Source organism: Janthinobacterium sp. NKUCC08_JDC (genome assembly GCF_019345575.1).
Taxonomy (GTDB): Bacteria; Pseudomonadota; Gammaproteobacteria; order Burkholderiales; family Burkholderiaceae_D; genus Janthinobacterium; species Janthinobacterium aestuarii.
In genome coordinates, this window is the sequence record NZ_JAHKQW010000012.1 from 23,458 (window position 1) to 44,807 (window position 21,350).

General features: G+C 62.7%; 22 protein-coding genes. 17 read left to right on the top strand and 5 right to left on the bottom strand.

Features of this window, described 5'->3' with window-relative positions; genetic code table 11:
- Window positions 1-186: 186 nt before the first annotated feature.
- The 11 genes from KO538_RS22515 to KO538_RS22560 all read left to right on the top strand — a co-directional run bounded on the left by KO538_RS22515 (window position 187) and on the right by KO538_RS22560 (window position 12,192).
- A complete protein-coding gene (locus KO538_RS22515; RefSeq protein ID WP_034753385.1) occupies window positions 187-789 on the top strand; it encodes a TetR/AcrR family transcriptional regulator in 603 nt (200 codons plus the stop codon).
- A gap of 78 nt (window positions 790-867) precedes the next feature.
- On the top strand, window positions 868-2,658 hold the full coding sequence (locus KO538_RS22520; RefSeq protein ID WP_034753387.1) for an acyl-CoA dehydrogenase C-terminal domain-containing protein: 1,791 nt from the start codon (window positions 868-870) through the stop codon (window positions 2,656-2,658).
- Between the two features lie 14 nt (window positions 2,659-2,672).
- Window positions 2,673-5,072 (top strand): 3-hydroxyacyl-CoA dehydrogenase/enoyl-CoA hydratase family protein, encoded by a 2,400-nt coding sequence (locus tag KO538_RS22525; RefSeq protein ID WP_034753388.1) that lies wholly within the window; start codon window positions 2,673-2,675, stop codon window positions 5,070-5,072.
- 62 nt (window positions 5,073-5,134) lie between these two features.
- Window positions 5,135-5,581 carry a PaaI family thioesterase gene (locus tag KO538_RS22530; protein ID WP_219329703.1) on the top strand — a complete coding sequence of 149 codons (447 nt, stop codon included), beginning with the start codon at window positions 5,135-5,137 and terminating at the stop codon, window positions 5,579-5,581.
- Window positions 5,582-5,650: 69 nt separating this feature from the next.
- A complete protein-coding gene (locus KO538_RS22535) occupies window positions 5,651-6,847 on the top strand; it encodes an acetyl-CoA C-acyltransferase (protein WP_034753391.1) in 1,197 nt (398 codons plus the stop codon).
- A 73-nt stretch (window positions 6,848-6,920) separates the two neighbouring features.
- Window positions 6,921-7,700, top strand: coding sequence for an enoyl-CoA hydratase (locus tag KO538_RS22540; protein ID WP_219329704.1), 780 nt, complete (start codon window positions 6,921-6,923; stop codon window positions 7,698-7,700).
- Between the two features lie 273 nt (window positions 7,701-7,973).
- Window positions 7,974-8,105 (top strand): hypothetical protein, encoded by a 132-nt coding sequence (locus tag KO538_RS29470; protein ID WP_257620507.1) that lies wholly within the window; start codon window positions 7,974-7,976, stop codon window positions 8,103-8,105.
- A gap of 338 nt (window positions 8,106-8,443) precedes the next feature.
- The gene (locus KO538_RS22545) at window positions 8,444-9,265 is read left to right on the top strand and encodes a DUF2971 domain-containing protein (protein WP_219329705.1); all 822 of its coding nucleotides are present in this window, start codon (window positions 8,444-8,446) and stop codon (window positions 9,263-9,265) included.
- Window positions 9,266-9,628: 363 nt separating this feature from the next.
- Entirely contained in the window at window positions 9,629-10,237 is a 609-nt protein-coding gene (locus KO538_RS22550; protein WP_219329706.1) for a TetR/AcrR family transcriptional regulator, read from the top strand.
- Between the two features lie 91 nt (window positions 10,238-10,328).
- Window positions 10,329-11,492, top strand: coding sequence for an iron-containing alcohol dehydrogenase (locus KO538_RS22555; protein ID WP_219329707.1), 1,164 nt, complete (start codon window positions 10,329-10,331; stop codon window positions 11,490-11,492).
- 22 nt (window positions 11,493-11,514) lie between these two features.
- Window positions 11,515-12,192, top strand: coding sequence for a type 1 glutamine amidotransferase domain-containing protein (locus tag KO538_RS22560; protein ID WP_070305371.1), 678 nt, complete (start codon window positions 11,515-11,517; stop codon window positions 12,190-12,192).
- Window positions 12,193-12,222: 30 nt separating this feature from the next.
- Here KO538_RS22560 and KO538_RS29475 read toward each other — a convergent pair whose 3' ends face one another.
- Window positions 12,223-12,819 (bottom strand): TetR/AcrR family transcriptional regulator, encoded by a 597-nt coding sequence (locus tag KO538_RS29475; protein WP_257620508.1) that lies wholly within the window; start codon window positions 12,817-12,819, stop codon window positions 12,223-12,225.
- A gap of 41 nt (window positions 12,820-12,860) precedes the next feature.
- On the opposite strand from KO538_RS29475, the gene KO538_RS22570 reads away from it, so the two are divergent.
- Window positions 12,861-13,388 (top strand): dihydrofolate reductase family protein, encoded by a 528-nt coding sequence (locus KO538_RS22570; RefSeq protein ID WP_034753411.1) that lies wholly within the window; start codon window positions 12,861-12,863, stop codon window positions 13,386-13,388.
- Here KO538_RS22570 and KO538_RS22575 read toward each other — a convergent pair.
- A complete protein-coding gene (locus tag KO538_RS22575; protein WP_219329708.1) occupies window positions 13,385-14,188 on the bottom strand; it encodes a metallophosphoesterase family protein in 804 nt (267 codons plus the stop codon). The genes KO538_RS22570 and KO538_RS22575 overlap by 4 nt on opposite strands.
- 124 nt (window positions 14,189-14,312) lie before the next feature.
- On the opposite strand from KO538_RS22575, the gene bla reads away from it, so the two are divergent.
- The 3 genes from bla to KO538_RS22590 all read left to right on the top strand — a co-directional run bounded on the left by bla (window position 14,313) and on the right by KO538_RS22590 (window position 16,930).
- On the top strand, window positions 14,313-15,257 hold the full coding sequence (gene bla, locus KO538_RS22580; RefSeq protein ID WP_219329709.1) for a subclass B3 metallo-beta-lactamase: 945 nt from the start codon (window positions 14,313-14,315) through the stop codon (window positions 15,255-15,257).
- Window positions 15,258-15,536: 279 nt separating this feature from the next.
- Window positions 15,537-16,745, top strand: a complete 1,209-nt coding sequence (locus KO538_RS22585) for an RtcB family protein (RefSeq protein WP_219329710.1) — start codon at window positions 15,537-15,539, stop codon at window positions 16,743-16,745.
- 11 nt (window positions 16,746-16,756) lie between these two features.
- Window positions 16,757-16,930 (top strand): hypothetical protein, encoded by a 174-nt coding sequence (locus KO538_RS22590; protein ID WP_175444615.1) that lies wholly within the window; start codon window positions 16,757-16,759, stop codon window positions 16,928-16,930.
- Here KO538_RS22590 and KO538_RS22595 read toward each other — a convergent pair.
- Both KO538_RS22595 and KO538_RS22600 read right to left on the bottom strand, forming a co-directional pair.
- On the bottom strand, window positions 16,927-17,730 hold the full coding sequence (locus tag KO538_RS22595) for a metallophosphoesterase family protein (RefSeq protein WP_219329711.1): 804 nt from the start codon (window positions 17,728-17,730) through the stop codon (window positions 16,927-16,929). The two genes, KO538_RS22590 and KO538_RS22595, sit on opposite strands and share 4 nt — an antisense overlap.
- Before the next feature lie 46 nt (window positions 17,731-17,776).
- Window positions 17,777-18,682 (bottom strand): LysR family transcriptional regulator, encoded by a 906-nt coding sequence (locus KO538_RS22600; protein WP_034753424.1) that lies wholly within the window; start codon window positions 18,680-18,682, stop codon window positions 17,777-17,779.
- 119 nt (window positions 18,683-18,801) lie between these two features.
- Here KO538_RS22600 and KO538_RS22605 point away from each other — a divergent pair, with 119 nt between their 5' ends.
- Window positions 18,802-19,668, top strand: a complete 867-nt coding sequence (locus KO538_RS22605) for a pirin family protein (RefSeq protein WP_219329712.1) — start codon at window positions 18,802-18,804, stop codon at window positions 19,666-19,668.
- Window positions 19,669-19,746: 78 nt separating this feature from the next.
- Window positions 19,747-20,448, top strand: a complete 702-nt coding sequence (locus KO538_RS22610) for an isochorismatase family protein (protein WP_198511246.1) — start codon at window positions 19,747-19,749, stop codon at window positions 20,446-20,448.
- A gap of 6 nt (window positions 20,449-20,454) precedes the next feature.
- Here KO538_RS22610 and KO538_RS22615 read toward each other — a convergent pair whose 3' ends face one another.
- Complete coding sequence (locus tag KO538_RS22615) at window positions 20,455-21,216, bottom strand: ABC transporter substrate-binding protein (RefSeq protein ID WP_034753428.1); 762 nt, start codon at window positions 21,214-21,216, stop codon at window positions 20,455-20,457.
- Window positions 21,217-21,350 lie beyond the last annotated feature (134 nt).

The following is a 21,350-nucleotide window of genomic DNA, read 5'->3' on the forward strand; positions in this document are numbered from 1 at the left end:
AAAAAATGCTGCGCTGCACCAATAGAACACCGGCTCTAAAGTTCCCGTTTGACTTTTACGTGGTAGTGGATAATAGTACGAGCGTTCGGATTTTTTCGAGGCGTGCTTTTTTTTACCCTCGCTTCCGTCCGCCAGATCGGCAACCTCACTTTGAGAACGGACCTCTTGAATACTTCAGTCAAATTCATGCGCAAGGGCGAACTGACCCGTGCAGCCATCCTCGACGTGGCGCTGGACCTGTCCAGCCGCGACGGCCTGGAAGGCCTGACCATCGGACTGCTTGCGGACAAAATGAACATGAGCAAGTCGGGCGTGTTTGCCCACTTTGGCTCGCGCGAAGACTTGCAGATGGAAGTGCTGAAGCTCTACCACTATCGTTTTGAGCAAGAAGTCTTTTTCCCCAGCATGAAAGAACCACGCGGCATCCAGCGCCTGCAATCGATGTTTGCACGCTGGGTCAAGCGGGTCAGCGTGGAAATCGCTTCCGGCTGCATCTATATCAGCGGCGCCGTCGAGTATGACGACCGTCCCGGTCCCATCCGCGAGGCCCTCGTGGCCATGGTGCGGGCCTGGCAGGGCGCGCTGCTGCGCTGTGTCGAGCAATCGATCGCCACGGGCGACCTGAAAGCGGACACGGACGCCCAGCAACTGGTGTACGAGATGTATGGCCTGATCCTGGCCCTGCATCACGACGCGCGCTTCCTGCGCGTGCCGGGCAGCATCGAACGGGCGCAAGCGGGCTTTATCCGCCTGCTGGCGTCGTACCAGAATTCCGTCACAAGCAAATAAGCCGTCAGGCAGTATCCGCAACAACGCACACGCACTTACAAGTACAACACTTTAGCTAATCGCCTTCAGGAGAAAATTATGGGTCAATACGTCGCGCCAATCCGGGATATGCAATTCGTCCTGCATGAGTTCCTGCAAGTGGAAGAAGAACTGAAGCAAATGCCGTCGTATGCCGACGTCGACGCCGACATCATCAACCAGGTGCTGGAAGAGGGCGGCAAATTCACCTCCGAAGTCTTGTTCCCGCTGAACCACTCCGGCGACCGCGAAGGCTGCCACCACGACCCCGTCACGAAAAGCGTGACCACGCCTAAAGGTTTCAAGGAAGCCTACAAGCAGTACGTCGAAGGCGGCTGGGCGGCACTGGCTTGCGATCCGGAATACGGCGGCCAGGGCTTGCCTGTCGTGCTGAACAATTCCTTCTATGAAATGCTGAACTCGTCGAACCAGGCCTGGTCCATGTACCCGGGCCTGTCGCACGGCGCCTACGAGTGCCTGAAGGAACACGGCACCGACCACCAGAAGGAAGTCTACCTGCCGAAACTGGTGTCGGGCGAATGGACGGGCACCATGTGCTTGACCGAACCGCACTGCGGCACCGACCTGGGCCTGCTGCGCTCGAAAGCGCTGCCTGAGGCGGACGGTTCCTGGACCATCACCGGCAACAAGATCTTCATCTCGGCCGGCGAGCACGACATGGCGGAAAACATCCTGCATCTGGTGCTGGCCCGCGTACCGGACGCGCCGGAAGGCTCGAAAGGCATCTCGCTGTTCCTGGTGCCGAAATTCCTGCCGAACGCGGACGGCACGGTCGGTGAACGCAACCCGATCACCTGCGGCGCCATCGAAGAAAAAATGGGCATCCACGGTAACTCGACCTGCCAGATGAACCTGGACGGCGCGAAAGGCTGGATCATCGGCCAGCCGAACAAGGGCTTGAACGCCATGTTCGTCTTCATGAACGCGGCCCGCCTGGGCGTGGGCATGCAGTCGCTGGGCCTGACGGAAATCGCCTACCAGAACGCGCTGATCTACGCCAAGGACCGCACGCAAATGCGTTCGCTGTCCGGCATCAAGAACCCGGAACTGCCGGCCGACCGCATCATCGTGCACCCTGACGTGCGCCGCATGCTGTTGACGGGCAAAGCCTACGCCGAAGGCGCGCGCGCTTTCACCTCGTACGTGGCGCTGCAGATCGACCGCGAACTGCACCACCCCGACGCCGACGTGCGCAAGGAAGCGGCCGACGAAGTGGCGCTGCTGACCCCTGTCATCAAGGCCTTCATCACCGACAACGCCTGGATCGCCACTTCGGACGCGATGCAAGTGTTCGGCGGCCACGGCTACATCTCGGAATGGGGCATGGAACAGTATGTGCGCGACGCGCGCATCAACATGATCTATGAAGGCACGAACACGATCCAGTCGCTGGACCTGTTGGGCCGCAAGATCCTCGGCGACAACGGCGCCAAGCTGCGCAAGTTCGGCGAAAAGATCAAGGCTTTCGTCGAAGACAACGGCACCGATGAAGCGATGAGCGAATTCGTCACCCCACTGGGCGACCTGGGCGACAAAGTCACCAAGCTGACCATGGAAATCGGCATGAAGGCCTTCCAGAATCCGGACGAAGTGGGCGCGGCATGCGTGCCTTACCTGCGCGTCGTCGGCCACATGATCTACAGCTACCTGTTCGCGCAGATGGCCAAGATCGCCCTCGAAAAAGAATCCAGCGGCGACAAGTTCTACACCGCCAAACTGGCTACCGCACGTTTCTACTTCGCCCGCTTGCAGCCAGAAACGGCAACCCTGATCCGTCAGGCGCGTTCCGGTTCGGCCAACCTGATGGCACTCGACGCAGACCTGTTCTAAGACTTGAGGAAAATATGACCAATTTCATCGTTAAAAAAGTAGCCGTCCTCGGCGCCGGCGTGATGGGTGCGCAGATCGCCGCCCATTGCATCAACGCGAAAGTGCCGGTCGTGCTGTTCGACCTGCCAGCGAAGGAAGGTCCAAAGAATGGCATCGTGCTGCGCGCCATCGAGAACCTGAAAAAGCTGTCGCCTGCCCCGCTGGGCAACAAGGATGACGCCGCGCTGATCCAGGTCGCCAACTACGAAGACAACCTGGACCTGCTGGCCGGTTGCGACCTGATCATCGAAGCCATCGCCGAGCGCATGGACTGGAAACACGACCTGTACCAGAAGGTCGCACCGCACATCGGCCCGAACGCGATCTTCGCCTCGAACACCTCGGGCCTGTCGATCACCAAGCTGGCCGAAGGCTTCGACGCCGACCTGAAATCGCGCTACTGCGGCGTGCACTTCTTCAACCCGCCGCGCTATATGCACCTGGTCGAAATCATCCCGACCGAGTTCACCAAGCCTGAAATCAGCGACCAGCTGGAAGGCTTTTTGACCACCACCCTGGGCAAGGGCGTGGTACGCGCCAAGGATACGCCGAACTTCATCGCCAACCGCGTTGGCGTGTTCGGCATCCTGGCCATCGTCCACGAAGCTGAAAAATTCGGCCTGTCCGTGGACGTCGTCGATGATTTGACTGGCGCCAAGCTGGGCCGCGCCAAGTCGGGCACCTTCCGCACGGCGGACGTGGTCGGCCTGGACACCATGGGCCATGTGATCAAGACCATGCAGGACTACCTGCCGAACGATCCGTTCGCCGCCGTCTACAAGACGCCGGAAGTGCTGGCCAAGCTGGTGGAAAAAGGCGCGCTGGGCCAGAAGAGCGGCGCAGGCTTCTACAAGAAGGTCGGTAAGGAAATTCAACGCCTGGACTTCGCCACCGGTGAATACGTGGCTGGCGGCGCCAAGGCCGCCGACATCATTGCCCGCATCCTGAAAGAAAAGGATCCGGTCAAGAAGATGAAGGCGCTGCGCGAATCGACGAACCCGCAAGGCCAGTTCCTGTGGGCGATCTTCCGCGACGCTTTCCACTACATCGCCATCCACCTCGACACCGTGGCCGACAATGCGCGCGACATCGACTTCGCCATGCGCTGGGGCTTCGGCTGGAACGTCGGCCCGTTTGAAACGTGGCAGGCATCGAACTGGCTGCAAGTGGCCAACTGGGTCAAGGAAGACATCGACGCTGGCCACGCGCTGTGCAACGCGCCGCTGCCAGCCTGGGTCTTCGAAGGTCCGGTCGCTGAAAAAGGCGGCGTGCACACGCCGGAAGGTTCGTACTCCGCCGTGTCGAACAGCTTCGTGCCACGTTCGACCTTGTCCGTGTATGACCGCCAGCCATTCCGCGCGCCCGTCCTGGGCAGCGGCGCCATCGATGGCAAGACCGCCGGCACCACCGTCTTCGAAGACGAATCCGTGCGCGTCTGGCATACGGGCGACGATGTCCTGATCATCTCGTTCAAGACCAAGATGCACGTGATCGGCGAAGGCGTGATCAACGGCCTCAAACTCGCATTGGCCGAAGCCGAGAAGAACTTCAAGGGCTTGGTGATCTGGCACGCGGACGCAGCCGAAGGCGGCGCGTTCTCGGCCGGCGCCGACCTGCAATCGGCCCTGCCGGCGTTCATGCAAGGCGGCGTGAAAGCCGTCGATCCGATCATCGCCGAACTGCAGAACACCTTCATGTCGCTGAAATACGCGAACGTGCCGGTGATCGCCGCGGTCGCTGGCCTGGCACTGGGCGGCGGTTGCGAACTGGCGCTGCATGCATCGAAGCGCGTGGCTTCGATCGAGTCGTATATCGGCCTGGTGGAAGTGGGCGTGGGCCTGATTCCTGCCGGCGGCGGCTTGAAGGAAGCGGCGCAGCGCGCCTACAAGGAAGCCAAGGGTAACGACATCCTGCAATTCCTGAAAACGGGCTTCACCAATGCGGCCACCGCCAACGTGTCAAAATCGGCGCTGGAAGCGAAGAAGATGGGTTACCTGAAGGAAGACGACGTGATCGTGTTCAACGCCTACGAGCTGCTGCACGTGGCCAAGGTCGAAGCGCGCGCCATGTTCGACGCCGGCTTCCGTCCAGCGCTCCCATCGCTGATCCAGGTCACGGGCCGTTACGGCTGGGGCACCATCAAGGCGCAGCTGGTCAACATGCGCGACGGCGGCTTCATTTCGGCGCACGATTTCAAGCTGGGCGAGATGATCGCCGAGATCGTATCGGGCGGCGACGTGGACCAGGGCAGCTTCGTCAGCGAACAGTGGCTGCTGGATATGGAACGCAAGGCGTTCCTGGAGCTGTTGAACCATCCGAAAACCCAGGAACGGATCATGGGCATGATGCAAACCGGTAAGCCGGTACGCAACTAAGCCTGACGTCGATGACGATCCTGTCCATTATTCTTAAAGTATTGCTGCGCGTGAGGCCAAGCATGGTGTATGACCGTATCAAACAACAGATGATGGACACCTTGCCCTTCGTGCGGCTGCTGGGGATCAGCATCGACGACATCGGCGCCGGCACCTCGAAGGTGTCGATGCCGGAAGATCCAAAACTGAATAATCACCTGGGCACGCAGCATGCGGGCGCCTTGTTTACCCTGGCCGAAACGGCTTCCGGCGCGGCCATGGCTGGCGGCTTCGCCGAGCTGATACTGGGCTTGCGCCCGGTGGCCAAGGAGTCGCGCATCCAGTACCAGAAGGTGGCCCGGGGCGCGACGCGCGCCGAAGGCCGGGTACCGGGCGACCTGGTTGCCTTGAAGGCGCAGCTGGCGCAGGATGGCAAGGTGGCGTTTCCCGTGGCAGTCGATATTTTCGACGCCGAAGGCACGCTGGCGGCACAGGTGACGGTGGACTGGTATTTGTCGCAGAAGCGATAAGAGATTACCTGAGCAGTCCCGGACATTCGACAGAACACGAACCTCGTTCAACATCTTTGAAAGCATAAAATGAGCAAACAACTTCAAGACGCGTACATCGTCTCTGCAACCCGCACCCCGATCGGCAAGGCGCCGCGCGGCATGTTCAAGAACACCCGCCCGGACGACCTGCTGGTGCGCGTGCTGCAATCGGCCCTGGCGCAAGCGCCTGGCCTCGACCCGGCACTGATCACCGACGCCATCATCGGCTGCTCGTTCCCGGAAGCGGAGCAGGGCTTCAATATCGCGCGTAACTCGGTGCTGCTGGCCGGCTTGCCGAAAACCGTGGGCGGCGTCACCGTCAACCGTTACTGCGCTTCGGGCATCACGGCCATCGCCATGGCGGCCGACCGCATCCGCGTGGGCGAAGCCGACGTGATGATCGCCGGCGGCATCGAATCGATGTCGATGGTGCCGATGATGGGCCACCACCCATCGATGAACCTGGACATGTTCAGCGACGAGAACATCGGCATGGCCTATGGCATGGGCCTGACGGCCGAGAAAGTGGCGCAGCAATGGAAAGTGTCGCGCGAACAGCAGGACGCGTTCTCCGTTGAATCGCACCGCCGCGCCATCGCCGCGCAGCAAGCCGGTTTCTTCAAGGCGGAAACGACGCCCGTGGAAATCATCACGCGCACGCCGAACCTGGCTACCGGCCAGGTCGATGTAACGCGCCGCACCGTCGACACCGACGAAGGCGCGCGCGCCGATTCGTCGATGGAGTCGCTGGCAAAACTGAAGCCTGTCTTCGCCGCCAAGGGCAGCGTGACGGCCGCCAACAGCTCGCAGATGTCCGACGGCGCCGGCGCGCTGTTGATCGTCAGCGAAAAAATCCTGCGCGAGCACAACCTGACCCCGCTGGCGAAATTCTCCTCGTTCGCCGTGCGCGGCGTGCCGCCGGAAATCATGGGCATCGGTCCGAAATTCGCCATTCCAGCGGCATGCGCCGCCGCCGGCATCACGCAAGACCAGCTGGACTGGATCGAGCTGAACGAAGCGTTTGCCGCGCAAGCCCTGGCCGTCATCGGCGACCTGGGCCTGGACCCATCGAAGGTCAACCCGATGGGCGGCGCGATCGCCCTGGGCCACCCGCTGGGCGCGACCGGTGCCATCCGCGCCGCCACCGTGATCCACGCACTGCAGCGCACCAAGCAGAAGTACGGCATGGTCACGATGTGCGTCGGTGCCGGCATGGGCGCGGCAGGTATTTTCGAACGCGTCTAAGTTCGACGGGCTAAAGCAATAAAACAGGGCGCTGCGGGATTACCCCGGCGCCCTTTATCTTTTTGGAGACGACATGGATATTTTGTGCAGCAAGAGCGAGGGCATCCTGACCCTGGAATTCAACCGCCTGGAACGCAAGAATGCGATCACGGGCGCCATGTACCAGACCCTGGCCGACGCGCTGGTGGCGGCCGAGACCGATGATGAAGTACGCGCCATCCTGATCTGCGGCAAGCGCGAGATTTTCACGGCCGGTAACGACCTCGACGACTTCATGAAGACGGCGCGCCCGAAAGATGGCTCGCTCGACCATGACCGCCCCGTGTTCCAGTTCATGCGCGCCCTGTACGGCAGCAGCAAGCCCGTGGTGGCGGCTGTTTCCGGTCCCGCCATCGGCATCGGTACCACCTTGCTGATGCATTGCGACCTCGTCTATGCGGCCGACAACGCCAGCTTCTCGATGCCGTTTACGCAGCTGGGACTGTGCCCGGAATTCGGCTCCAGCCTGCTGCTCACGCAACTGGCCGGGTACCCGCGCGCGGCGGAAAAATTGATGCTGGGCGAAGCGTTCCCGGCCAGCGAAGCGCTGGAAATGGGCCTGGTCTCGAAAGTCGTGCCCCTGTACGACTTGATGACGTACGCGCAAGGCCAGGCGGCCAAGCTGGTAGCCCTGCCAGCGGCCTCCATCCGCGCCACCAAGCGATTGATGAAGCAAAGCCGCATGGAGCCGATGAAGGCGGCCATCGCCGAGGAAAACAAACTGTTCAGCGCCATGCTGGGTGGCGCCGAGGCGAAGGAAGCGTTTACGGCGTTCTTTGAAAAGCGGAAGCCGGATTTCAAGAAGTTTGCCTAAGCCGACTGGCCGGCTGCCGGGGTCAGCGTTGAATGTCACATAAGTCGGGATTTTTCTCGCATAAGTCGGGATTTTTTTCGCATAAGTTGAACAGAAGTTGCTGAAACGGAATTTTTTTGGCAATTTGTTCAAATATACGTCTGAAAAGCTCAGTGCGCCACTAACCACGCCCCGGCAAACCGGACATGTTGCGCCGATGCTTCTCGGGTAGTTTCGACGTTGCGCTGATGGCACCGGCCAAGCGCCGAGCAGCGGCCGGTGCGCGCTGTCGACGTGGCGTTGGCCACTGCGGGGGCCGCGCGGCGCGCCGGCGGCGTCGGCGAGGATCCGGCCGGTGATCAGCTGCCGGAACAGGGTGGCGCCGCTCAGGCGCTGGCCAGCAGCTGGAGCACACTGTCCACGTAGTGTTGGTCACCGCGGTGCTCAAGCGTAACGCGCCGGCGGCGCCGATGTGGTCCTGGCCGGAAATCAGCTACCGGAACGTGGTGGCTCCAGCTAGGCGCTGGAGCAGCTATTACGAGAAATTTCGATCTCCAACCGTGTCGTAGCTGTCTTGCACCAAGGAGTAATAGAGATCCGACAAAGACGTGTGGCTAGGCCGAGAGGCCGGAAAGTGGCTACGCTATAATTCCGGAAGGACTAATGACAGCGCCTCGCGACTAGCCCAGAAGGCGACGATGAGGACTCTATGGACCTAGATCCTGCAATTGATTGCGAGTGGTTCTTTAGGAATTTTTATTCAAATGCTAATTTACAAATACATGCCGACAGTGAGGTTCTTCACGAACTTCAAGATTCGTTTCACCCCACCAGGCGACCTGAATGACCCGCTTGAGTTGGTCCCCAAGATTTGTCTTCGTGATCCAGACAACTACGCCCGAGCCATTACCGCCCGGAATCTCGAGCCGGCCATCATGCGCTATCAGATCGAGCACCCCTACGTTCCGCAAGAGAAAGTACGCGCTTTATTGACGTCGGCTGCCCAACAACTGGAGGGTTCGATGGACCCACAGGAAAAGGAGCGCGAACACTTCAACTCGTTTATGAGGGTGACCAATCAGAACGTTGGTGTTTTGTCTCTGACGACAGATCCAAGTAGCGCACCAATGTGGGCTCATTATGCCGACACGTATAGAGGGCTTGCCGTGGGCTTTGATTCCGACAGTAACTTCTTCCGCCCGAATAAGGGCGAGCCAGAGAATTGCGGCGAATTGGTGCCGGTCGACTACACGAACACGCCACCCGTTGTCTTTGTGGACGCGGGGACCCTCGTACCCCCCAAAGAGCTGTTCTTCACAAAGGCGGAGTGCTGGGGCTACGAAAAAGAATCGCGGGTCATCAAGTTTCTGCCTCAGGCCCAAGAAGTGATAGAGGTGCCGAACGGGCTACCAATCCATTTGTTTGAAGTACCGCCTGATGCAATCAAGGAGGTGATTTTCGGCTTCAGGATGTCCCCTGAAGACCGCGCCACGGTCGAAGCCGCGTTGGCGAATCGGGCCCCACACGTGGCGCTGAAGAAGATCGAGTTTGTGCCAAACGTCGGCCTCCAAGTGATGGACTGCTAGGATTGCCCGCGCACTAGCTTCAGTCAAGGGACATACGTCCCTTAATTTTTTTGGGCTCCAGTGAAAAAAAGAGGAAGCTCATCTGCAAAGAAAATGAGCAATCTGAATAATCCCGACTTATGTGAGATTTCGCTGAGTAATCCCGACTTATGTGAGATTCAGTCCCGACTTATGCGAGAATTTTCGTGGTGAGCCCTTGATTTTCACAATTTCCAGTCCTGACTTATGGGAGACTCAACGGTCAGACCCCCGCGCCCGTTAGCACAAGCCTCTGCGTTAGCGGCCGTGAGGGTCTGACCCCAGAATTTTTCTGGGTCTAATTTTCTTCTAGACGACTGGTCTAATTGTGCTACAATGCCTCGCATGAAAGCTGAATACACCGACGTGCGCCAGCACATTATCGACCAAGGCAAGGCCATCATCACGCGCAAGGGTTTTGCCGGGGTGGGGCTGAACGAGATCCTGTCGGCCGCCGACGTGCCCAAGGGCTCGTTCTACCATTACTTCAAGTCCAAGGAATTGTTTGGCGAAGCGATGCTGGAAGATTACGTCACCGGCTACCTGGCGGAAATGGAAGACGTGCTGGGCCAGCCGGGCCAGAACGCGGCGCAGGCGCTGATGGCGTATTGGGCCAGCTGGACCAGCGCAAGCTTTGATGGCAGCGGTTGCGACTGCCGCTGCCTGGTGGTTAAGCTCAGCAGCGAGGTGGCGGACATGTCGGAACCGATGCGCGTGGCGCTGCTCGACGGCACGCATCGCATCATCGCCAGACTGGCCCTGGCCATCGCGCGGGGCAGGGTGGACGATACCTTGCCATCGGTGGCCGATCCGGCGCAAATGGCCGCCACCTTGTACCAGCTGTGGCTGGGCGCGGCCATGCTGACCAAGCTGCGGCGCGACGCCAGCGCCTTGCAAACAGCGTGGCGTGCGACCCTGGCGATGTTGCAGCTGCCGCCGGACAGCGACCGATAGGCAGCAAACCAAGCAAACAAGCGGACGCACCATGTCCGCATTTTTTGAACTGCATTCTAGACGACCAGTCTAATAATAAAGGAGCAGCAGCATGAAGAATTTTGAATTCCATAACCCGACGAAGATCGTGTTCGGCGCCGATACCGTCGCCAAATTGTCCACCCTGGTGCCGCATGATGCGCGCGTGCTGATTTTGTACGGCGGCGCCAGCGCGGAAAAGACGGGCACCCTGGCCGAAGTGCGCGCCGCGCTTGCGCAGGGCCAGCGCAGCGTGCAGGAGTTTGGCGGCATCGAACCCAACCCCAGCTACGAAACCCTGATGCGCGCCGTGGCGCAGGTGCGCAGCGAAAAGCTGGACTTCCTGCTGGCCGTCGGCGGCGGCTCCGTGATCGACGGCACCAAGTTCGTCGCCGCAGCCGCCCTGTACGATGGCGAGCCGTGGGAAATCGCCGAGCGCGGTGGCGCTAATGTGCTGCGCGCCCTTCCATTCGGCACGGTGCTGACCTTGCCGGCCACGGGCTCGGAAATGAACAGCGGCGGCGTGGTGACGAAAAAAGCCACGCATGACAAGCTGAGTTTTCGCAACCCGCTGCTGTACCCGCAGTTTTCCGTGCTCGACCCGAGCAAAACGTTTACCTTGCCGGCCACGCAGGTGGCCAATGGCCTGGTCGACGCCTTTGTGCACACCACGGAACAGTATCTGACCTATCCGGTGCAGGCGAAGGTGCAGGACCGCTTTGCCGAAGGCCTGCTGCAGACCCTGATCGAGATCGCGCCGCAGGCGGTCGCTTCGCCCGACGACTACGAAACACGCGCCAACCTGATGTGGACCGCCACCTTGGCCCTGAATGGCCTGATCGGCGCCGGCGTGCCGCAGGACTGGGCCACCCACATGATCGGCCACGAGCTGACGGCCCTGTACGACATCGACCATGCACGCACCCTGGCCCTGGTGCTGCCGGCCCTGCTGGACGTACAGCGCGAGCAGAAACGCGGCAAATTGCTACAGTATGGTGAACGTGTCTGGAACATCACGGAGGGCAGCGACGACGAGCGCATCGATACCGCCATCGCCCGCACGCGCGCCTTCTTTGAAGGCCTGGGCATCCCGACCCGTTTGTCGGCCTATCAGCTGGGCCAGGAAGCGGTGGAAGCGGTACTGACGCAACTGGAAGCACATGGCATGACCTCACTCGGCGAACACCGCGATATCGACCTCGCGCGCAGCCGCCGTATCCTCGAAGCAGCACTGTAACCCTGACATAAAAGGACACAACATGAACATCCTGATGGTACTGACCTCGCACGACCAACTCGGTAATACCGGCAAGAAAACCGGCTTCTGGCTGGAAGAATTCGCCGCGCCCTACTATGCCCTGAAAGAAGCGGGCGCGAAGCTGACGGTAGTGTCGCCCCACGGCGGCCAGCCGCCGCTGGACCCGAAAAGCGACGAGCCGGATTCGCAAACGGACGCCACGCGCCGCTTCAAGCAGGACGCCGATGCGCAAGCTGTGCTGGCCAACACGGGCAAGCTGGCCGACGTGAAGGCGGGGGACTTCGATGCCGTGTTTTACCCGGGCGGCCATGGCCCGCTGTGGGACCTGGCCGAAGACCCGCACTCGATCGCGCTGATCGAGCAGATGATCGCCGCCGGTAAGCCCGTCGCCGCCGTCTGCCACGCGCCCGGCGTGCTGCGCCACGTGAAGGCAGCCGATGGCACGCCGCTGGTGCGCGGCAAGCAGGTGACGGGCTTTACGAATACCGAGGAAGACGCCGTCGGCTTGACGGCCATCGTGCCTTTCCTCGTCGAGGACATGCTCAAGCAAAACGGCGGCGTCTACTCGAAACTGGGCGACTGGCAGCCGTACGCCGTCACCGATGGCTTGCTGGTCACGGGCCAGAATCCCGCATCGTCTGAAGCGGCCGCGCAGGCGCTGCTCAAGCTGCTGGGCTGATGCCCGGGTAGTGCGTCCGGCCGCTGGACGTCACACTGCAGTGCGTCCGGCGGCCATGCCCGCCAGGATCAGGCCGACCGAGGCGTGCCATTGCGTCTCGCTGGCCGGCCTGCCCGCCAGCGCATAGCCGTGCAGGAAATCGACGAGCGTATCGCGCCCGCGCAGCCGGGTTTTCTTGTCCAGCGCGAGACCGTCGAGGGCTTGCTCAAACAGCGCCGTGAACCGCTGGGCCACGTCGGCTTGCTCCACCAGCCCGCGCGCCATCAGGCGCACGAAATACGGCGTGGCGCTGACCAGTTCCAGGTACAGCGCGCACAGCGCGAGCACACGTCGTGGCGCTGCCTGGCGTCGCGTAAATGGCGGCTGCTGCGGATCGAGCGCGGCAAAACGCTGCGCCATCAAGGCCAGCAACAGTTCCTCTTTTCCCGCGTAGTAGTGATACAGGGCCATGGCATCGACGCCCAGGCTCTGCGCCAGCGCGCGCATGGAAAACGCGTCACCTTTTTCTTCCAGCAGGGCCAGGGCCGCTTGCAGGATGGCGGCGTTGTCCAACGCGGGCTTGGTGCGGCGCGGACGCCCGGCGCGGCGCACGGGAGATTCCAGGTCTTGAAGTTTTTGGGTTTTCATGGGCATAATTCTACACTGTAGAATTAAATCAAGGAGCACCCATGCAAAAAACTTTCGTCAGCGTTTTTCTCGGTATCAGCCTCGATGGCTGCATCGCGGGAGAGAACGGCGACCTGTCCTGGCTGGCCGAACTGGCGCCCGACTCGCCCGATGCCACCGGCTACACGGCATTGATGGAGCAAGTCGATACCTTGCTGATCGGCCGCACCACGTATGACGCCGTGCTGGGGTTCGAACCGTGGCCGTATGCGGGCAAGCGCGTGCAGGTATTGAGCCACCGCGGCTTCGCGCCGCGCCATGGCGAACAGCGCCGCGAAGGCAGCGTGCGGGACGTGCTGGAGGCGCTGGCGGAAGAGGGTTGCCGCCACGTGTATCTCGATGGCGGCGCCGTTATCCGCGCCGGTTTGCGTGAGGGCGTCATCGACAGCCTGACTTTGTCCGTGCTGCCTGTGGTGCTGGGCAAGGGCGTGCGCCTGTTCGAGGACGGCTTGCCGCGCAGCGACTGGCGCCTGGACGGCACGCGCCAGCTGCCCAGCGGCGTGGTGCAGCTGCGCTATCGGAAAAATTAGCCCGCGCTGGCGATATCGACGATGAAGCCGGGATCGTAGCGTTCATTTTCCGGCGTGCCGTCGGGCCGCTTGTAGCCGCAAGGGTTGCACACGACGCGGCAATCCTGGACGCGGTAGTCGAGCGAGGCGTGCATGTGGCCATGCACCCACAGGTCCGCCTGCGCCACCAGTGCATCGAGCTGCGAGGCAAACGCGGGCGAGCCGAGATTGGTCGCGTATTGCGCTTCCACCGACAGCATCGAGGGCGCCATGTGCGTGATGACGACCGTCTTGCCCTCGAAGGGTTGCGCCAGCTGCTGTTCCAGCCAGGCGCGGTGCTGTACGTGCAGCTGCGCCGTGTCGCTGGCGCACAGCAGGCGCGGCGTGTCGCCGCCCGTGCTGATGCGCTTGTAGTCGGGCATGTAGGCTTGCGCCGCGCTCAATGCTTCGTCCCGGCGCTCCTCGCCGAACAGCAGAAAATCCGTCCACAGCGTGATGCCGAGGAAGCGCATGCCGCCGAGCGTCACGGCGTCGCCGTCGAGCAGGCGGATGTTGGCGCCTTGCGCATTCGCGCTGGCGCTGGCGTCGCGCACGGCGTCCTGCATGTGTTCGAGCTGGTGGCCATAGCCTTCATGGTTGCCGTGCACGTACAGCACGGGCAGGGCGCCGAAGGTGCGCGCGGCCCAGGCGATGGCGTTGCTGCCCGTGTCGATGTCGCCGGCCAGGATCACCACGTCGGGTCGGCAGGCGGCAAGGTCGATGGCGGGTGTGTCGTCACCCCAGACTTCCAGGTGCAGGTCGGACAGGATCAGCAAACGCATGGCAATAGGGGTGCAGTGACTGGGCCTCTATCGTAGCGCAAGTTGCCGCGTCCGTCTGCTTGACCGCGCAAGGGTAGCGACGTTACCCTGTGGCATCGATTACCGCAACTTACCCTGGAGCCGCATGCCGCCTTTCTTCCTTCCCAAGTCCTTGCTCAGCATCGCGCTGGCCGCCATGGCGCTGCCGTTTGCCGCACATGCGGAAACGCCTGCCATCGATCCCTTGACGCAGCCGATCGCCTCGCCGTATGCGGCGCAATGGAACCGCCCGCAGCAGCCGGCACGCATCCACGGCGACACGTATTACGTGGGCGCGGGCGGCTTGAGCGTGGTGCTGATTGATACGCGCGAGGGCTTGATCCTGATTGACGGCGCGCTGCCGCAATCGGTGGCCGCCATCAAGGAGCATATCCTCGAGCTGGGCTTTCGCCTGGAAGACATCAAGTTCATCCTGAATACGGAAGCGCATTTCGACCATTCGGGCGGCATCGCCGCCCTGGCCCGCGACAGCGGCGCGCAAGTGGTCGCCAGCCCGCTCGGCGCGCAGGCGCTGCGCGCGGGCTCGGTGCTCGCCATGGACCCGCAAGCGGGCGAAATCGACCCCATGCCGGCCGTGGAAAACGTGCGCGAAATCGCCGATGGCGAAACCCTGCAGCTGGGCGACGTGACCATCACGGCGCGCTACACGCCCGGCCATACGCCGGGCAGCACCAGCTGGACCTGGGTGTCGTGCGAGGATGCGGAGCGTACGGACTGCCTGAACGTCGTGTTTGGCGCCAGCCTCACGCCGGTGGCGGCCGACGATTTTCACTACCTGGGCGATGAACGCCATGCTGACCTGACGCCGGCCTTCCGCCGCGTCATGCAGGACTTCGCCAAACTGCCATGCGACATCCTGATCTCGGCCCATCCCGACCATTCCGGCGGCGACCGCAAGCTGACGCAATTGCTGGAAGGCGTCACGCCGAATCCCTTCATCGATACGCAGGCGTGCAGCAGCTACGCGGCCAAAAATGAAGCGAAGCTCGATGCGCGCATCGCCAAGGAAAAAGCGGCTGCGACAAAATAACAACGTTGGCGCGTTCGCCATGAAAAGCGGTTGACGCACTGCAGCATCCGGTGCAGAATCATCGTCCGCAGTGCAGATTAACCCAACAAAAGAAAGGATACCCATGTTCGAGCAGGCTGGCAGCAAGTCGTACTTCCACTAGCCCCGTGCATGACGCTCGGGGCCATCGGCATCTTGCCGATCCCGAGCCGGTGTCCTTGAAAACCCCGGTGAGGAAACTCGCCGGGGTTTTTTGGTTTACCAGGACCCCGGCATAACGCAGACATCAGGAACATCGTTATGCCCATTCATCAGACCCTGCGCGGCGCCCATGTGCCCGTGCATATTTTTACCGACGATATCGACGCGCAGGCATTGCGCCAGCTGCACAATATCGCCAGCCTGCCCATCGTCCATCCATATGTGGCGGCCATGCCCGATGTGCATGCCGGCATCGGCGCCACCGTCGGCAGCGTGATTCCCACGCGCGGCGCCATCATTCCGGCCGCCGTGGGCGTGGACATCGGCTGCGGCATGAACGCCGTGCGCACCACCCTGACGGCCAGCGACTTGCCCGACAACCTGGCGCGCCTGCGCAGCGCCATCGAAGCGGACGTGCCCGTCGGTTTCGAGCAGCACGACTGGAGCCGCGTGCAGGGTTCGCGCCATGCACGCGCCGCGCGTCCCCTCGCCGGCCGCCTGGAGCACATCGTCGAGCGTCACCGCGGTATCGCCAAGATGCTGCGCCAGTTCGAACGCACGTGGATCTGCCAGGCCGGCACCCTCGGCGGCGGCAACCATTTCATCGAGATCTGCCTCGACGAGGAACAGCGCGTGTGGATCATGCTGCATTCGGGCTCGCGCGGCATCGGCAACGCCATCGGCCGATACTTCATCGCCGCCGCGCAGAAGGACATGCGGCGCCACCAGCTGCAGCTGCCGGACGCGGACCTGGCCTATCTGAGTGCAGGCTCCACGGTGTTCGACGACTATGTGGAAGCGGTGGACTGGGCGCAGGATTATGCGCTGCTCAACCGCAGCGAGATGATGCGCCGCGTGCTCGATGTACTGGCGAAGTTTGCACCGCCGTTCCAGCTCGATGGAGAAGCCATCAACTGCCACCACAACTACATCGCGCGCGAAACGCATGGCAATGCCGACTTGTACGTGACGCGCAAGGGCGCCATTTCGGCGCGGCAGGGGGAGCTGGGCATCATCCCCGGCAGCATGGGCGCGCGCAGCTTCATCGTGCGCGGCAAGGGCAATCCGGAGTCGTTGTGCTCCTGCTCGCACGGAGCGGGGCGCAGCATGAGCCGCAGCGAGGCGAAGCGCCGTTACGACCGCTTCGATCTGGCCGAGCAGACTGCCGGTATCGAATGCCGCAAGGATGGCGGCGTGGTCGACGAGATTCCGGCCGCCTATAAAAATATCGACGCCGTGATGGCGCACCAGAGCGACCTGGTGGAGGTGGTGCATACCTTGCGCCAGGTCGTCTGCATCAAGGGTTGAAAGGAGAGCATATGAAAATCAAAGTGAAAGCCACGTCCAAGCCGCGCAACCCGCTGGTGGCGGCAGCGAAACTGCGCGGCGGCGCCGGCGCGCACCAGTCGGAGGCGTCGCCGCGCGCGGCGCGCCGGGCCGGCAAGCACCGCCTGCAGCAAATGCTGGCGGGCCGCCTCAAAGCTGACGATTAGCGGACCGGCAGTTCGACGATGAAGTTCGGATCAAAAGCGGGATTTTGCGGCGTGCCGCTGCGCGTCTTGTAGCCGCACGGGTTGCTGACGACGCGGCAGCGGCCGATGCGGTAGTCGCGCGAGACGTGGAGGTGGCCATGCACCCACAGGTCCGCCTGCGCGGCCAGGTCGTCCAGGCGCGAGGCGTAGGCGGGCGAACACCCTTCGCTGCCGTAGGCATCGTCGACGGACAACAGCGACGGCGCCATGTGGCTGATGACCACCGTGCGTCCGTCGAAGGGCTGCGCCAGTTCGCGCGCCAGCCACGCTTTCTGCTGCGCATGGAACATGGCCGTATCGGCCGCGCGCAGCTTGCGAAAGCCCATGCCGGCCAGGCGGATGCGCTTGTAGTCGTTCATGACGGCTTCCGCGTCGCGCATGGCCGCTTGCCGCGTATCGTCGCCCAGCAGGCGGAAATCCGTCCACAGGGTGGCGCCCAGGAAGCGCACTTGCTTGGCTGCCTGGTCGGCGATGACGTGGGTGCCGGCATCGAGAAAATGCACGTTGGGCGTGGCGGCGCAGGCCGCGCGCAGCTCCTGGCGCACCTTGTCCAGATGGTGGCCATAGCCTTCGTGGTTGCCATGCACGTACAGTACGGGCAGGCCCGCGAATGCGCTGGCGGCCCAGCCGACGGCGCGCGAGCCCGTGTCGATGTCGCCGGCCAGGATGACGGCGTCGGGGCAGCTGAGCGCGAGGTCGCCCTGCGGCGCTTCGTCGCGCCATAGCTCGTGGTGCAGGTCCGACAGTATCAATAAACGCATGCTGTTTTCACGCCTGTTGAAAGAGCACCATCGTACCTGAAAACCTTCACTCTTCCGGCAGCGCGGCGAAGCTGTGCGCCAGGTAGTCGATCAGCGCGCGCACGGCCGGCAGCAGGCCGCGCCGCGAGGGAAATACTGCGTGGATGATTTCGCGCTGCGGCCGCCACTGCTCCATCAGCGGCAGCAGGCTGCCATTGGCCACCTGCTCGGTGATCATCATGGTCGGCAGCTGCACCACGCCCACGCCGGCCACGGCCGCGTCGCGCAGAGTCAGCATGTCGCCCGTGACGAAGCGCGGTGTATGGCGCAGCTGGGCGCGCGCCCCATCGGGGCCATGCAAATCCCACTGGTAGTGCTGTTGCGGCATGCCCAGGGCCAGGCTGGGCCAGTCGGCCAGGTCGGCCGGCGCCTTCGGCAGCGGTGCACCGGCGAACAGCAAGGGGCTGCCCACCATGCACTGGCCCCGTTCGGCCAGCACGCGCAGCACCAGGTCGCTGTCGGGCAGCGGCGGCGGACGCACGCGGATGGCCACGTCGATGCCTTCGGCCACCAGGTCGACGCGGCGGTTACTCGCTTCCAATAACAGAGTCACCTGCGGATGCGCGCGCATGAAACCGGCCAGCATGGGCGCGACCAGCGATTGCAGCAGGGCGATGGGGCAGGACAGGCGCACCGTGCCGCGCGGCGCGGCCCGCGTCAGTTCGATCGCTTCCTGCGCCGCTTCCGCTTCCACCAGCATCGCCTTGCAATGCTCGTAAAACGTCTGTCCCACGTCGGTGACGGAAAAATGCCGCGTCGTGCGCTGCAGCAGGCGTGCGCCGAGGCGCTCTTCCAGCAGCGCGATGCGCCGGCTCAGTTTGGATTTCGGCATGCCCAGCGCGCGCCCGGCCGGCGCGAAGCCGCCATGGTCGACCACCTGCACAAAGTAATACAAGTCATTCAGATCTTGCATGCCATCTCCTTGATCGTTCTATTTTTGGAACGCTGATGGCCTATTTTACCGTCTACCCGCTTCATCGTTGCAGGTCTATTCTGTCTCCATCGTAATGCAAACCTCAACAGGAGATCGAGATGAACAAAGTCACAGGTATCTACAGCGCACCGCGCCAGCACTGGGTAGGCGATGGTTTCCCCGTGCGCTCGATGTTTTCGTATAACGGCCATGGCAAGCAGCTGAGCCCATTCCTGCTGCTCGACTATGCCGGCCCCGCCGAATTTACCCCCGGCACCCGTCCGCCCGGCGTCGGCTCGCACCCGCACCGCGGCTTTGAAACGGTGACCATCGTCTACAAGGGCGAAGTGGCGCACCGCGATTCGACGGGCCAGGGCGGCGTGATCGGCCCCGGCGACGTGCAGTGGATGACGGCCGGCGCCGGCATCCTGCATGAAGAGTTTCACTCGCCTGCCTTCACGCAGTCGGGCGGCACCCTGGAAATGGTGCAGCTGTGGGTGAATCTGCCGGCGAAAAACAAGATGACGGCGCCCGGCTACCAGGCCATCACCAGCGACACGATACCCACGCTGGCGCTGCCCGACGATGCAGGTTCCGTGCGCGTGATCGCCGGCGATTTCGCTGGCCAGCATGGCCCGGCCCGCACGTTCTCGCCGATGCAGGTGTGGGATGTGCGCCTGGCCCAGGGCAAGCTGGCGGAGCTGCCCGTGACCCGCGGCTGGAGCACGGCGCTGATCGTCCTGCATGGCACGGTGCTGGTCAACGGCGAGAGCGTGGTGCGCGAAGCGCAGATGGCGCTGTTCGAGCGCGACGGCGACAGCATCACCGTCGAGGCGAACAACGACGCCGTGGTGCTGCTGCTCAGTGGCGAGCCGATCGATGAACCCATCGTCGGCCATGGCCCCTTCGTCATGAACACCGAAGCGGAAATCGCGCAGGCGTTCGAGGATTTCAACAGCGGCCGCTTCGCCCGCATCGCGAAGTAATTTGTGCAGTGAGTTTGTGTAGCGAATTTGTGTAGTACCTGTGCCGCATCCCGCGGCACGGTTTTTCAGGAGACCACCATGAGCACCCCCGCCAACTTCCAAGGTTTGCCACCGATGATCGATCCCGACGACGCCGTCATGCTGCTGATCGACCACCAGAGCGGCTTGTTCCAGCTGGTGCGCGACATCGAGCAGCACGTGCTGCGCGGCCACGTCACGGCGCTGGCCAAGCTGTCGCGCCTGGCCAAGATGCCGACGTTTACCACCGCGTCCGTGCCCGACGGCCCGAATGGCCCCTTGATCCCGGAAATCCACCATTTCAATCCGGAAGCCGTCTACATCCCGCGCACGGGCCAGATCAACGCCTGGGACAATCCGGCCTGGGTCGAAGCCATCGAGAAGACGGGCCGCAAGACCCTGCTGATCGCCGGCACGCTCACCAGCGTGTGCATGGCTTTTCCCACCATCAGCGCGCTGGCGGCCGGCTACAAGGTGTTTGCCATCATCGACGCCTCGGGCAACTGGTCGAAGATGGCCACCGACATCACCATGGCACGCGTCACGCAAGCGGGCGCCGTGCCGATCGACACGTATGCCGTGCTGGCTGAAGTGATGAGCACCTGGAACCGCGCCGATGCGATGGAATTCGCCGCCATCATGACCGACCACATCGTGCCGCCGTACCGCGCGCTGATCGAAAGCTACGACAAGGCGCAGGGCGTGCAAAAGAATGGCCGCGAAACGAAGCTGGAAATCCTCGAGGCGGCATCGAAGGGTTAGTCGCCGCTACGGCGCTTCGTAGCTGCTGCGTATCGCCGCCAGCACGCCGCGCTGTTCCAGGCGCGTGATGGCGGCGTTCAGCTGCGCCAGGTCGGCGGGGCTGGTCGTGCGCGCGTTGAGCATCAGGTGCACGGGCGCGCGCAGTGCCAGGAAGGGCAGGGTGTTCAAGGCCACGCCCTGCAGACGCGCTTCGTGGCGCACGGCCAGCACGTCGCCCAGCAACAGGTCGGCGCGGCCTGCGTCGAGCATGAGGATGCCTTGCCGGAAGCTGCCGAAGGTATTCAGGCGGCCGTCTTTTTCCATTGCCGGACGGGCCGCCGCATAGTCGGCCCCGTACCAGCCCACCTTGGGCGCCAGCAGGGTGGACTTGCCGCGCGCGAGCTGCGCGAAGCTGGCGACCTGGCGGTGGTTGCCGTGCGCGCCGGATTTGCTGAAGACACCGACGGCTTCATCGCGATACGAGAGGGAAAAGCGGGCATAGGACTGGCGTTCCGGCGTCTCGGACGCGGCGGGCAGCAGGTCCAGTTCGCCTTTCTGGAACAGCAACTGGCGCCGCGCCGTCGGCAATTCCGGCAAGGTGACCAAGGTGCAGTGCGCTTCCTTGAAGATGGCGCGCAGCAGTTCCAGGTCCAGGCCCGTATAACTGCCCTGGGCGTCGCGGTAGACATACGGCGGCCATTGCTCGAGCGCCATCGTCATGCGGCAGGCCAGGGCGGGCAGGACGCTGCCAAGCAGCGTTGCCGCAAGCAGCACGTGGCGCAAGCGCATGGAACATCTCCGCAGTGGTTCAGGGGGTACTGCTTAGCAATTTGCCAGAATGGCCACGGAAGTCAAGCAGTGCATGGCGGGTTGCGGATATCAAATGGGCTATAGTGGCGGCGTGTCTTCATCCAAAGGAAATC